The sequence below is a fragment of the Mesorhizobium sp. B2-4-12 genome (assembly GCF_006441575.1).
GTDB lineage: Bacteria > Pseudomonadota > Alphaproteobacteria > Rhizobiales > Rhizobiaceae > Mesorhizobium.
Map to the genome: position 1 here is coordinate 81057 of NZ_VFVC01000003.1, position 13502 is coordinate 94558.

Consider the following 13502-nt stretch of genomic DNA (forward strand, 5'->3'; position numbering starts at 1 on the left):
CTCACATCCTCGGGAACCAGTAGATTATGAAATAGAGCACGACCCAGGAAGCGACCACGAAATCCCAGTAGAAGGCATTGTCGGCCACATCGCTGAAACGTCGGCCCGTGTTGCCCTTGTCCGTAAACATGAGGACCGCAAGCACGACCGTATCGCCGACATCCGTAAGCAGGTGGGTCGTATGCAATCCGATGATGAACCAGATTATCGAGCCGTAGGCGTTCTGGTCCCAGCGGATCTCTAGTGCCGCGAACTCCCAGATGCGCAGCAGCAAAGGCAAGAAACCAACGGCTGACATCACGATCATGCCGACGCGCACCTTCGCCAGATCCTGCCTCTTTGCCCATTGCTCGACCATGTGATTGGGAACGACGCTGATGAGGAGAACGACCAGTATGGCCGTGCCCGGGAACAGGTCCGGCGGCGGCGCGGCGATCGGCCACTGCGGACTGACCGACGCCAAATAGAGATAGGCGCCGATCGCGAGGGCGAAACCGGTCGCCTCGAGCGCGATGAAGGCCAGCGTTCCCCACCACATGGGAGTGCTCGCGCCGAAATCATAGGTCGGCAGCCGGCTGATATCGGCAACGGCGCGGTGCTTCATTCCTCGTCCTCCGGAATAGCCTTGGGCCAGAACCAGCCGATGAAGGTCACCGCCACCGGCAAGGAGCCCCAAACCACGGCCCAAGGCGTATAGATCGAGGCCAGAAAAGCCACGCCGACCGCAATGGCGGCGAGAAACGGCCAGATGGAATTGTCGGCCGAGGGTTGGCGGATTTGCGGCACCGCATCGGCGACGGTGCCGGCTATCACCTCGCGTGCGTCGATGCGCAGCCCCTCCGCGACAGGAAGTACTTCGGCATCCTTCCAGAGCGGCTCGCGATGGTCGACCACCGGAATGCGCGGGAAATTGTACGACGGCGGCGGCGAGGCGGTTGCCCATTCCAGCGTGCTCGCGCCCCAGGGGTTGTCCCCGGCGAGGCGCCCGCGCCTGAGACTAAGGACGACGTTGAGGAAGAGAACTCCGAACCCGGCAGCCGGGACGAGGCTGCACAGGCTGACGAAGAGGTTCGTGCCTCCCCAGCCGCTTTCGAGCGGATAGGTGTAGACCCGTCGCGGCATTCCTTGCAGGCCAAGAATGTGCATGGGAAAAAAAGTGGCATTGAAGCCAATGAAGACCAGCCAGAAGTTCCATTTCCCGAGCTGTTCGCCAAGCATGCGCCCGGTGATCTTGGGAAACCAATAGTAGACCGCGCCGAGCAGCGGAAACACCGCCCCGCCCACCAGCACGTAGTGCAAATGGGCGACGACGAAATAGGTGTCATGCACCTGCAGATCGAGCGGCACCGACGCGACCATGACGCCGGTCAAGCCGCCGATGACGAAGGTCACGATAAAGCCGAGCACGAACAGGAGCGGCGTTGCCAGGATCGGCCGCCCGCCCCAAATCGTGGCGATCCAGCAGAAGATCTGGATCCCGCTCGGGATGGCAATCATCATGGAGGAAGCGGTGAAGAAGCTTTCGCCAAGCTGCGGCAGGCCGGTGGCGAACATGTGATGCACCCACAGGCCGAGAGACAGCAGCCCGATGCCTATCAGCGACAGCACGATGCCCAGGTAGCCGAATACCGGCCTGCGGACGAAGGCAGACAGGATAGCCGAAACGAAGCCCGTCGCCGGGATAAAGATGATGTAGACTTCCGGATGGCCGAAGAACCAGAAGAGGTGCTGCCACAAAAGCACGTCACCTCCGCTTGCCGGGTTGAAGAACTGCGTCCCGACGAGCCGGTCGAGAATGAGCATGGTGCTCGATACCATCACCGCCGGCATCGCAAAGAGAATGATGAATGCCATCACCAAAGCCGACCAGACATAGATCGGCATGCGGTCCAGCGTCATGCCCGGCGCTCTTTGCTTGAAGACGGTGGCAATGACCTCCACGGCGACGGCAAGGGCCGAAACCTCCGTGTAGGTGACCATCTGTGCCCAGAAATCCGGGCGCTTGCCGGTGCCGTATTCGGGACCTGCCAACGGTACGTAGGAAAACCACCCAGCATCGGCACCGGTGTTGAAGGCAAACGCCACCCAGATCATCAATCCGCCGGACACATAGACCCAATAGCTGAAGGCATTGAGGCGCGGAAACGCGACGTTGCGCGAGCCGATCATCAACGGCACTAGGTAGATAGCGAAGCCTTCCATCATCGGCACGGCGAAGAGAAACATCATCGTCGTGCCATGCATGGTGAAAAGCTGATTGTAGAGATCCGGGCCGACGCGGCCCGCTTCGGGCGAAGCAAGCTGCAAGCGCATCACGAGCGCGGAAATCCCGGCCAGGATAAGGAACAGGAAGGCCGTGACGACGTAGCGTTGGGCGATGCGCTTGTGGTCTACGGTCGCCAGCCAACCGTAGAGGCCATCGGGTGTCTTCCAGGTCTTGGACAGATATGCATGAAGCGTGGCGTCGTCGAGGCCCGTGTCGCGTATGCCCTTGAGCTCCTCCGCGTTGAGCTCGACCTCGGCCGCGCTCATTGCAGCCCCTCCAGATAGGCGACCACCGCATTGAGGTCATCGGCACTGAGATCGATGCTCGGCATTTTGGCGCCGGGCTTGATCGACTGCGGGTCGGCGATCCACGCCGCGAGGGCGCCTCGTGTCAGCGGCAAGGTGTCGGCGGCAAGGGAGCCACGGCTTGCCAGATGCGTCAAATCCGGCCCGACGGCGCCGACCGCCGGTGTGCCGCGGATCCTGTGACAGAGCGCACATCCGGTTCCGAGGAAAGCCGCTTGCCCGCGACGGGCTTCGTCTTCCTTCGGCGGCACGGCATCGAGCCGCTGCCGCGCAACCCAGGCGTCGAAGGCAGAGCGGCTTTCGGCCACGACCGTCATTGCCATATGCGCATGCTGATAGCCGCAGAATTCCGCGCATTGGCCACGGTAAGTCCCCGCCTTTTCCACCAGCAGCGTGATCGCGCTCGGCCGGCCCGGGATGAGATCGCGTTTCCCCGCGAGGCTCGGGACCCAGAAGCTGTGGATGACATCGGCGGACTCGAGTTCGACCCGGATCGGCAGGTCCACGGGCAGATGGATTTCGTTGGCGGTCACAATGTCGGATTGACCGTCAAGCTGGTAGCGCGCCTCCCACCACCATTGATGACCGGTGAGATGGATGGTAAACGCCTCTCCGTTGAGAGCGGCGTTGGATTTTCCGGTCAGGAAGCTGGCGAAGGTCAGTCCGATGAGGACAGCGATGGTTACTGCAACGGCTGTGGCAACGACACGAAAAAAGTTCTGCTCACGTCTGCGATCGACCGCAAGCGGCTCTCCTGTTTGCCGACCCCGCCGACGGTGAAGGACAGCCATTGCCAGAGCCATCACGACAAGGACCCACACCACCACGGAGACGGCCGTAAAAAGCCAGATCAGCCCGAGGATGGCTCGCGCGCCGCCGCCTTGAGGATGCAATGCCGACTGCCACTGGCTGCACCCTGAAAGCAGGACTGCCAACGCCCCCATCCCCCCTGCGCAGCGCAGTTTGCCCATGTCCGACACCGCCGTTCCGCGATGGTGATGTGTCACTCTCGATCACTACCCGCGTGACGGGGTCTCTCGAAACGCATCCGCTTCGACAGGACTTCGGAGGCCATCTGGAGATAGCGGATAGAAGACATCGTCAGTCAGCCTGAGGAAACACTGCTCGGTGATGCCAGCTGCAACGACGGGCCCGAAAATAAGTTCCGGTCGCGTGGTTTGGGCAGGACGCCTCGTCTCTCACAAGCGTGCTTATCACGCCGCGGTGGCAAGGAATTGGCTGCAGGCATCCTCCCGAACGGGGCGCAATGTGGAGGAATGCCGGCCTGGTTTCCTGAGCACTTCACCAATCCGTGAACTGTTGGCGCGGCAACGGAGGTCCGGACGCGGGAACCTAGCTGACCAAGGTAGGTTGATGTTCGTCATCAAACAGCCGAGCACCCACATGAAACCGTCCGTCACCGACCACGTCAAAATCAAACGATATAATCACCCAACCGGCGGTTGGGGATCGCTGAAGTCGCTCATACGCAAGGCACACGGCGAAGGTCTTCTCGTGTCGGGCATCTGGAGCACGCTGATGCGGCAGAACAAGTCCGACGGTTACATGTGTGTGTCCTGCTCCTGGGCCAAGCCAGCGGAGCCACGGCCTTTCGAGTTCTGCGAGAACGGCGCCAAGGCCACGCTCTGGGACCAGACCAAACGTCGCTGCGGGCCGGAATTCTTCGCCGCTCACCGGGTGAATGAGCTGCTCGACTGGCCCGATCATGACCTCGAAAAGCAGGGCCGGCTGGTCGAGCCAATGCGCTACAACGAGGCTACCGACAAATACGAGCCAGTGTCATGGGACGCGGCTTTCCGTCAAATCGGCAAGGAATTGAGAAAGCTCGATCCGCGATCCGTCGTCTTCTACACCTCCGGGCGGGCGTCGCTCGAAGCGTCGTTCATGTATCAGCTCTTCGCCCGCATTTACGGTTCGAGCAACCTGCCGGATTCCTCGAATATGTGTCACGAGTCGACATCCGTGGGACTGCCGGAGTCGATCGGCTCGCCCGTCGGCACCGTGCAGCTGGAAGATTTCGCACATTGTGACCTCATGTTCTTCTTCGGGCACAACACCGGGGTCACCGCGCCGCGACTGCTGCATCCGATCGAAGAGGCGCGTCAGCGCGGCATTCCGGTGATCACCTTCAATCCCCTCCCCGAGCGCGGTCTCGAGCGATTCAAGAACCCGCAAAGCCCCGTCGAAATGCTGTCGCCCGGACCGGGCACGAAGATGTCGAGCGAGTTCTTCCAGGTGCGCGGCGGTGGCGATATTGCGGCCATGACCGGAATCGCGAAATCCCTTCTCGCGCTGGATGATGCCGCCGTGCAAAACGGCGGCCGGCGCGTTCTCGATACGGGCTTCATCGCGGAACACACGTCCGGCTTCGAAGAATTCGAAGCCTATCTGCGGCGCACGCCATGGGACAAGATCGTTGCACGTTCGGGCATCGCGCGCGCGGATCTGGAACGTGTCGCCAGGATCTACAGCGAGGCTTCCGCGGTGATCGGCAATTACGGCATGGGCCTGACACAGCATCGGCACGGCACCGAAAACGTCCACATGCTGTGCAATCTGTTGCTGATGCGCGGCAATGTCGGCAAACCGGGCGCCGGCGTTTCGCCGCTACGTGGTCATTCCAATGTGCAGGGCCAGCGCACGGTGGGCATTTCCGAAAAACCCGAGTTGGTGCCGCTCGACAAGTTCGCCGCGTTCTACCAATTCGAGCCACCCCGAGAAAAGGGCCGCGATACGGTGGAGACGTGCGAAGGCGTCATCGACGGATCCGTGAAGGCCTTCATCGGCCTCGGCGGTAATTTCGTGCGCGCGGTTCCGGAGACGGGTCTCATCGAGGAGGCGTGGCGGCGTCTGCGACTGCACGTACAGATCGCAACGAAGCTCAACCGCAGCCATCTCATCCCCGGCACGGTCACCTATCTGCTTCCGTGCTTGTCACGGATCGAGCGGGACAGCCAGGCGGGCGGCGAGCAACATGTCTCGATGGAGGACTCGACGGCCTGCATTCACGGTTCGTTCGGCTACCGGCCGCCGGCGGGTCCCGATCTGCTTTCCGAGCCAAGGATCGTCGCCGAACTCGCCAAGGCTACGGTGGGCGGCAAAAGCGCTGTCCCGTGGGACGAATGGGTCGGCGACTACAGCCTTATCAGGAACGAGATCGAGCGTTGCTACCCGGACCACTTCAAGGACTTCAACAAACGTTTTTTGGCGCCGGGAGGGTTCCACCGCGACATCAAGGCGTCGAAGCGGGTATGGCAGACGCCCAACAAGAAAGCCAACTTCAAGGCGCCGACCATGTTGGAGACCGATCCGGACATCGACGTCTCTCAGTCTGATGTGCTGACGCTCATTACGATCCGTTCAAACGATCAGTTCAACACCACGATTTATGGTTATCGCGACAGATTGCGCGGCATCAATGGAACGCGCATGGTTCTGCTGATGAACAAACGCGATATGCAACGGCTTGGGGTTTCCGACGGGGACGAGATCGATCTGCAATCGGCAGCCGAGGATGGGGTCGAGCGACGTGTCCGGGGCCTGAGGGTCACGCCTTACGCGATCCCTCCCGGAAATTGCGCAGGCTACTACCCGGAGCTCAATCCTTTGATTCCCTTGTGGCATCGGGCGGAGAAGGCGCATGTGCCCGCGGCCAAATCGGTGCCGGTAAGGTTGGTTCCTGTCTCCGGTCAGGCATCGAAGTAACGAGCCTCGCGAGCTCTTCCGCTCGTCAAACCGGTCCTGGGCACGCACCCACGCTCGAGCCGGCTGTGCAGCATTGCCGTCGGCTGGCGGAGCGAGCCAAGGCTCAGACCAGGCGCACAGTCGAACGTTACCATGAGGGTTGCTCGCGAAACGGGTTCAGTCACAGGGATGCTTTTGGGCAGAGATCGACCGAAACTCGCGCTAGTGCTGGTGGCCGCGGCATTCGCGGCGCTGGCTGGATATAATCATGCCCGCGCCAATCGGGCGCTTGCCAGCCGAGCCCACGGACATGTGGTGGAGATCGATGGTGCACGCCTGCATTTTTTGGAAGCCGGCACTGGCGTGCCGTTGCTTCTGCTGCATGGCAACGGGTCGATAGCGGAGGATTTCACGTCGAGCGGCATCTTCGAGCAGGCGGCAAGGACCTACCGGGTGCTGGCATTCGATCGTCCGGGATTTGGCAGAAGCTCACGATCGCGGGGCCGGCGCTGGTCGGCTTGCGATCAGGCCGACCTCATACATGCCGCCGCCGCCAAGCTTGGCATCGAGGAATATCTGGTGCTCGGGCATTCCTGGGGAGCATGGATCGCAATCGAATTGGCGCGCAGGCATTCCGCATCGGTCGCCGGTATCATTCTGGTGTCCGGCTACTACTACCCGCAGCCACGGCTGGATCTTGCACTGGCTGCACTCCCGGCCCTACCGTTGGTCGGCACCGCGTTTCGGCACACCCTGCTGCCATTGCTTGTGAGATCGGCCTGGCCTTGGGCGATGAAGGAGATCTTCTTCCCGGCGATGGTCGCCAGCGAGTTTGCCGCACTCGCCAAAGAAGTCGCCAGCCGCCCTTCACAGCTACGCGCAGTCTGTTCGGAGACGGCTTTCATGTTGACCGCGGCCCTGTTCGCGAAAGCCACCTACGAGGACATTGCCGTTCCCACCGGCATCGTGGCGGGCGCGGCTGACCGGCTGTTCGATGCGGAACGAAATGCGCGACAACTGCACGCGGAGATCGGCGGCTCTCTCCTCGATATCGTTCCGGGCGCCGGCCACATGGTTCATCAAAGTGCGCCGCAGTCAGTCCTCGCCATGGTCGACAGGATCGCGCAAATGCATTCCTGGTCGCTACCAGGTCCCTCCTGCGAGGCTTGAGTAGGCGACAAGATCAGGCAGTTCGGCGGGTATTGCCGATCGGGCCGGGCCGACAGCATCGGGCGCGGTGCCGTCCAGATGGTCCGAACCTTGGGGAACTGATGGGAACGGTCGATGGAACCTAAGCTAGCGCCGGACGTATCAAGCGGGGGGCGAGCAACGTCGCCGGGGGTGGCACCATGACCGCTCGACACTTTGCCGACATGCAGCCGATCCTTCATCAGAACATACAGGCCTTGGTCGACCACAGGCGCCAACAGGAGGAGCATCGCGGAATCCAGATGCGGATTGCTGGCGCCATTTCGCGTTTCGCGGGAAGCATGACCTTTGTGTATTTGCATCTTGCGGCGCTGGTTGGCTGGATCCTCGCGAACGTGGGAGCAATCCCAGGCATCCCGGCCTGGGACCCGACTTTCGTGATCCTGGCCATGGTCGCGTCAGTCGAGGCGATTTTCCTGTCCACTTTCGTGCTGATCAATCAGAACAGGATGACTGAACAGAGCGAACGCCGAGCCGAACTGGATTTGCAGATCAGCCTTCTAAACGAGCATGAAACCACGCGGCTGATTGAAATGGTGGCTGCTTTGACGGCGCGCTTGAACGTCGCGACGCCGGCCGACGAGGAGCTGCCCCAATTGGCCGAGAACGTCGATCCGCGAAAGGTAATGACCCAAATCCAGGAAGCCTCTCGAGATCGGCAGAAACCTTGAACAAATGTTTCGCATCCAAATGGCAATTCGAGCTTGTCCGTCGGTCGAACTCTGCGGTTAGCTGTTCGAGCCTTGCTCCGCTGAAACGAGCGGCAACAACAGCCGCGCATCGGGGCCGTCTGAGAAGTCCGCGTGTCCTGCCCCCTTCATCAGTCCTGCCAGATGTCCGGCTGTCTTGACACCTGAAAAGCTCGAACACATATCGTTCTGCGGTGCGAGCCAGCCCGGCCTGCACCAACCGAAAAACTCAAAACTCGTTCAACTTGGAGGATCTGATGAACGATCGGATGTTCGATAGCCCCGTATTCGTGAAGGGCGGGGAAAACACCATTCAAGAGATTGCGTGCCTCGAAGACGCCCTGGAATTTATGTACGAGTGGCCGAAGAATAGACGCGGCCCGATTTACGACACGGCGCTTCGCGCCTGTCAGCGAGCGTTTGATCGGGACTATCCGTTGTCTGCCGCGCGCAACGCTTTCGCGGGTTTTGCCAAGTCGGCCAAAATTATCGAAGAGGTCAGCGCGCCGCTGGCGTGGATGACCGGCCGGGCCAGCCAAGGCGGCGTGGCGGCTTAGCAGTGCTGATGGGAGGTTACGATGCTTTCGAAGCCTTTCAAAAAGCCAATCCGTGTATGGGTTGGTCTCGGCTTTCCTCGTCAACTGAACACCGTTGTCGATGCCTACCAGTTCGCCATGGACTATTGCGGCAACAGTCCTGAACAGAGAGCTGCAATTCGAGCCTGCAAGGCGGCATTAACCGGTGATATCGATGCGGAGACGGCGCGCGGCGTTTTCGTGGCGTTTGCCGAGAAAAAAGGCTTGGTGGCCGACGAGTGGGTGCCACTGCCCATCAAGAACGAAAGGCGCAACCACGCCTGATAATTGGGGCGGTCGTTCTCACGCGGCCGCCTCGCCTGCTTCGGGACACCGCGGCCCCGGCACAGGACACGGGCCAGGAGGGGACTAGTCCTCGCGCTCGCCGAGCGACGCCGTTGCGCGTCTGTTCGACCTTGAGGTTGCTAGCTCCCCAGAAGACTGAGCCGCCCAAGTAAATCTTGCGTTGAATATTGTTAATCATTGACCGCGGATTTGAGGAGAAGAGTGCGCGGAAGCGCAGATGGCAAAGCGCAAATCAAAGCGAATCAGGGTTCTATCCCTGCCTTCGCCCGAGCTCATCGTCGAAGCCACATTTTTTGCTCGAAAATGTGGGATCACCACCGACGAGGCGTCGGCTCTCATCGCCCGAGCTAACAAAGCCGAGAAGATTCGGGACCCTAAGCGGTAATCCGTGGCCCTTGATCAGCCTCATCGCTCGCGGAATCGCCAATTTCAATCTCCAGCAGAATCCAGCGTGAGGGTGCCTAATCGAGGCGCTTGATGCGGCCCTTCTCGAGGCGGAATACTCCGGCATTGCCGCCTTGTTTCTCAAAATCGGTCTGCAATTCATCCCAGGTGCCAAGGTGCTCCCCACAGTCGGCACACAGGATCCGTGTCTCGGGTCGCGCATCACGCGGTATTCTCAGCCGGATAGTGAGGCAATAAGGGCACTCCAGCCGGTGGTCGAGAAATTCTTGCGACATCGCTCAGCCCTCCTCGCTATCAGACCCCGCGTATCAACGCTTTCGGGAAGATCCGCTAAATTGGGGTTGTGGAATGGAAAGGTTGACCAGCATCTCAACAGATCGCTGCGTCTGATGCAACTCACTCCTGCCAGGCCTTGCCTTGCGGTCGTCTTCAGCGCTGTCGCCTTCTCGATTCCCCGCTGGATATGCGGGCGATAAGACCAAGTGCCAGCGCCGCCGCCGCGGGGACGCCTTTGGCAGCCCGGCATATCCGTGCTCCTAGCTGGCCTGGTTCTTTCGAACCGCTGGGCGACAACAGCAGGGGCACGGGATCTGGAAGTTATTCGCTGTAACGTCAGGTGCCGTATCTGACTTCAAGAGCGTCAGCTATTCGCTCGCAAAGCAACTCCCCCGTTGCTACATTTAGGTGAAGGCGCAGGCGCTCTCCTCGATTGTCAACGACAATTATCGCGATGCCTTCATCGGTGTAGTCGGCACCCGATTCAACATCCACCAGCCTGAAATTGCGAGGGACCGTATGCGGATCGGTGGACATATACGCACCCCATCGGCGGCTATTCGGCAGCTGACTGTCGGATTATCCCACGTCAAGCCCTGCCATTGCAATGAGACGGACAATCACGGGACTGAACGCTTGAATTGTGCCGTATCCGAGCCGGCAAAAACACCTCGGAATGACCGACGCGTCATGACCCAGGGATCACTTCAATACCTTTTGTTTTCGCTGAAAGGCCTTGGCACCCTTGATGAGTGATTTGGCCGCCTCGCCGGCGTCCTGCCAGCCCTTCAGCTTGACTATCTTGCCCGTGCCCAGCACGGACGACAAGAAGAACTGCTCTATCTCCTTGCGCAAATCCTGCGGCACGTGGTCGGCAGCGATGGGCTCGTCAAGGGCGTCCTCCCTGCGCGGGCAGAAAATATAGCGATCGTTCCTGAGCACGGTTCCGTGCGGATCCTTCTGCTGCACCCGCAGCGCACCGAGCAGGTCGCATTGAATGACCACGCCTGGGGCCGTCGCCGCCTGGTGGATCACCATGCCGTCAAGCGGATCACCGTCATCGCCGAGGGTGGAGGGTACGAAACCCCAATCATACGGGTATGTGTTGCCGACCGGCAGCGGCCTTGAATATTGAAAGACACCCATCTTCGGCTCGTAGGCGAGCTTTGCCGCTGCTCCCCTTGGCGTTTCGATCACGACGCGAAACAGGTTCCGGGACTTCGTCGGTAGTTTCAAGAAGTTTGTCATAGCCATACATCCGAAAGCGCCATCGCAGTAGCACGCGCGACGAAGCAAAAGGTTCCCGTTTTGCCAGCCGACAAATGGAACCAGCTTTGGAAGCGAATGTTCAACATTGCAGCGAAAAGGGAGAGTTTGATGGCTAAGGTTTCACCGCATGCGCTGAAAGGCGCCGGCTACGGGATTTCAACCATAAGCGTCATATTGCTGGCGGTGGTCAGCTGGAAAAGTGCCTCGCAGGATCCGATGCTTGCCGCATGCCTGTTTGGTGGTGCCGTAACCTCGATAGCTGGCATGTGTTGCCGCTGGACTTCCTATGCGATCGAAAGGCGCCACAAGCGCATGCAACGGGATGCTTTGGGGAGCGTATGACTGTTGGTCGACCTCAATGACTCCCCGCGCCGGCGCAGCCAGTTGCCGCTGCCGTGCCCGTGATCCAAAGATGCCAAAGCGCCTGAAAATACCTCGCCGACAACGGCATGAATGGTTTGATTGATTGCCAGGGCGCCCGCCGACGATAGGCCCCACGACGCCCTTGTGTTTGCATCTCGCCCGCCCGATAGTCTCTTCGGGACGCTCTGAAAGTAGCCATGGCCAGCGAATATCTGAACCACCTTTTGGAGTGCCCCTTTTGCGGCACTATCCGGTTGCGGATTCCCAGCGACGCCCAGCCGTTGACGCCGATCACTTGCGCCGATTGCGGCAAATATCTCGGCACATGGGATGAGTTGCAAACCGATTTCGAGCTGCAAGGCGGCACCGATGGGGTGTTCCGTCTCGACAAGGGGCGCATCAAGAAGCTCGACTAAAGCGCGTCGCGTCGAAACGGATTCATGCGACGTCTTAGGTCTTTGTTTTTACGCACGTCGTTCGCCCAGAACCGAGGTCACTTTTGGGCGACATGCATTAACCCAGAAAGAGCAATCTCCGCTCGCTCGTGTGAGTGAGCGCTCATCCATTTTCAGCCTGCCGTAAGGCTTACGAGCAACACGGCCACCAAGATCGATAACGGCACCGCCATGAACAGTGCTGCCTCCAGAAAACGGGTTTCCTTGTCTCTGAACATTAGGCCAAACCTCACATCTCGGTGCCGTACGCCCGGGGGATTGAGGGTTCGCTCGCCGCCGCATCGGAGCGGCGTGCGAACCCTATCGGCGCAGGAAGGGACGTTAGCTGCGCCAATCTGCATAACCTTGGTGGTCGATTCTCCTGGAGGGTCAACTGAGGACAATGCCAACCACCAAGAAGGTGATGGCCACCGCGAATATTGGTGCGAGCAACCAGCGCGCTTGTCCGACACTCCTATCCATCACCTTCCTCCCACAAACTTGCAGCGAACAACGACCGCAAAAGGCGGCTGTTCCCGGTAAGGGGTTTGGCAGGACTTTTGCGTTTCGCGATCGGACCTAAGTCCGGTATCCGCCCGACCGAAGCCCTAATTCGGGAACGTTTGACCTCGGGCCAAGTTCGGTCCGGGCGCGGCAATGGAAGTCGTACCGCGCTTATTTTTGCGAAGGAGGAACTCATGAGAATGCATCTTGCCGCCGCCGCTGCGGCTCTGTTGCTTGCGGGTATTGGCGCAGCCGCGGCGGAGGACGTCGTCATCCAGCCCGAGCAGGAAACAGTCATCAAGGAATACGTGAAGAAGCAGCCGCTGGCTTCAGTGAAGGTTCCCGGTGTGGAACTCAACGTCGGCACGGCTTTGCCCGATACCGTCGAACTCCACGAAGTTCCCAATGTCAAATATCGCTACACCGTGATCGACAATCGGACGGTTGTCGTGGATCCGGGCACCCGCAAGATCGTCAAGGTCATCCAGTAGGGGCGATCGCAGCATTTGGCCCGCCGCCCGGCGAGGCGGCGGACCAGATCCACAAAAATCTTTAACATGGTGTGAGAACTTGGATGCCGCTCTCCGCAGCATTGTTGACTTGCAAAATGACATTCCAATGTCCCGAATGCGGTTTCGCATTCGTAAAGCACGGTAGCTGGTTTCAGAGTGTTTCGTGGTATGAGTGCGAGGGTTGTCGACGCCGGATCCGGATCACCTATCCCGACAAGCTCAAACTCTTCGCCAGGTATCAGCAGGCGCCGGGCCCGACGACCGAGCGTCCCCGGCTGCGGCACAGAATGGACGTGGCAACTACCCGATGAAGTGAATGACGAACCGGCTTTTGCGCAATTTGCATCGCAAACCGACGCCTGGGGGTGCGTCGAGGTTTCGCCCAACCCTGGCAGGACGCTTTGACTTCTGAAAATGCCGTCAATCTCGGTCCCCGCTCCGTCGAAGTTACCGGAAACATGGGCGAATGATTTGTCCGCCTTGTACGCGGCGGGAAAAGTTACATCCTGGTTTTTGAACTCGAGCCTTGTGCCCGCGCCTATGCGGAAGGCCAGCGAGCGGCTCTGGTCCGCCATCGAAGGCCGCCTCGCGCCAATGACGCGCGGCCACCGCCGCGGCGCGCGCACGGGCTCGATCACCCTTCGCCGATCCGCCTCGACATTCGGACTGCCGTGTGTCGCGGAT

General features: G+C 60.2%; 13 protein-coding genes. 8 read left to right on the forward strand and 5 right to left on the reverse strand.

What is annotated here, in order from left to right:
• Window position 1 precedes the first annotated feature (1 nt).
• From FJ934_RS02940 to coxB, 3 genes are read right to left on the reverse strand one after another with little or no spacing between them, the layout of a single operon-like run.
• Entirely contained in the window at window positions 2-604 is a 603-nt protein-coding gene (locus FJ934_RS02940; RefSeq protein ID WP_140607155.1) for a cytochrome C oxidase subunit III, read from the reverse strand.
• The gene (ctaD, locus tag FJ934_RS02945; RefSeq protein WP_140607156.1) at window positions 601-2532 is read right to left on the reverse strand and encodes a cytochrome c oxidase subunit I; all 1932 of its coding nucleotides are present in this window, start codon (window positions 2530-2532) and stop codon (window positions 601-603) included. Before ctaD ends, FJ934_RS02940 begins: the two co-directional genes overlap by 4 nt.
• Complete coding sequence (coxB, locus tag FJ934_RS02950; RefSeq protein ID WP_181165491.1) at window positions 2529-3542, reverse strand: cytochrome c oxidase subunit II; 1014 nt, start codon at window positions 3540-3542, stop codon at window positions 2529-2531. The genes ctaD and coxB overlap by 4 nt, the downstream gene beginning before the upstream one ends.
• 433 nt (window positions 3543-3975) lie before the next feature.
• Between coxB and FJ934_RS02955 the strand changes: the two genes are divergently transcribed.
• The 5 genes from FJ934_RS02955 to FJ934_RS02975 all read left to right on the forward strand — a co-directional run bounded on the left by FJ934_RS02955 (window position 3976) and on the right by FJ934_RS02975 (window position 9034).
• Window positions 3976-6297: an FdhF/YdeP family oxidoreductase gene (locus FJ934_RS02955; protein ID WP_140607277.1), complete on the forward strand. Its 2322-nt coding sequence runs from the start codon at window positions 3976-3978 to the stop codon at window positions 6295-6297.
• Between the two features lie 204 nt (window positions 6298-6501).
• The gene (locus FJ934_RS02960; protein WP_246671420.1) at window positions 6502-7446 is read left to right on the forward strand and encodes an alpha/beta hydrolase; all 945 of its coding nucleotides are present in this window, start codon (window positions 6502-6504) and stop codon (window positions 7444-7446) included.
• Window positions 7447-7625: 179 nt separating this feature from the next.
• The gene (locus tag FJ934_RS02965; protein WP_140607158.1) at window positions 7626-8156 is read left to right on the forward strand and encodes a DUF1003 domain-containing protein; all 531 of its coding nucleotides are present in this window, start codon (window positions 7626-7628) and stop codon (window positions 8154-8156) included.
• Window positions 8157-8431: 275 nt separating this feature from the next.
• The gene (locus tag FJ934_RS02970) at window positions 8432-8731 is read left to right on the forward strand and encodes a DUF982 domain-containing protein (RefSeq protein WP_140607159.1); all 300 of its coding nucleotides are present in this window, start codon (window positions 8432-8434) and stop codon (window positions 8729-8731) included.
• A 21-nt stretch (window positions 8732-8752) separates the two neighbouring features.
• Window positions 8753-9034, forward strand: coding sequence for a DUF982 domain-containing protein (locus FJ934_RS02975; RefSeq protein ID WP_140607160.1), 282 nt, complete (start codon window positions 8753-8755; stop codon window positions 9032-9034).
• A 482-nt stretch (window positions 9035-9516) separates the two neighbouring features.
• On the opposite strand, the gene FJ934_RS02980 is transcribed toward FJ934_RS02975, so the two are convergent.
• Both FJ934_RS02980 and FJ934_RS02985 read right to left on the reverse strand, forming a co-directional pair.
• The gene (locus FJ934_RS02980; protein ID WP_140607161.1) at window positions 9517-9735 is read right to left on the reverse strand and encodes a hypothetical protein; all 219 of its coding nucleotides are present in this window, start codon (window positions 9733-9735) and stop codon (window positions 9517-9519) included.
• A 703-nt stretch (window positions 9736-10438) separates the two neighbouring features.
• Complete coding sequence (locus FJ934_RS02985) at window positions 10439-11032, reverse strand: inorganic diphosphatase (RefSeq protein WP_246671421.1); 594 nt, start codon at window positions 11030-11032, stop codon at window positions 10439-10441.
• Window positions 11033-11080: 48 nt separating this feature from the next.
• Here FJ934_RS02985 and FJ934_RS02990 point away from each other — a divergent pair, with 48 nt between their 5' ends.
• The 3 genes from FJ934_RS02990 (at window position 11081) to FJ934_RS03000 (ending at window position 12797) form a co-directional block, all read left to right on the forward strand.
• On the forward strand, window positions 11081-11347 hold the full coding sequence (locus FJ934_RS02990; RefSeq protein ID WP_140607162.1) for a hypothetical protein: 267 nt from the start codon (window positions 11081-11083) through the stop codon (window positions 11345-11347).
• Window positions 11348-11565: 218 nt separating this feature from the next.
• Window positions 11566-11784, forward strand: coding sequence for a hypothetical protein (locus tag FJ934_RS02995; protein ID WP_140607163.1), 219 nt, complete (start codon window positions 11566-11568; stop codon window positions 11782-11784).
• Window positions 11785-12500: 716 nt separating this feature from the next.
• A complete protein-coding gene (locus tag FJ934_RS03000) occupies window positions 12501-12797 on the forward strand; it encodes a DUF1236 domain-containing protein (RefSeq protein ID WP_140607164.1) in 297 nt (98 codons plus the stop codon).
• Window positions 12798-13502: the final 705 nt, after the last annotated feature.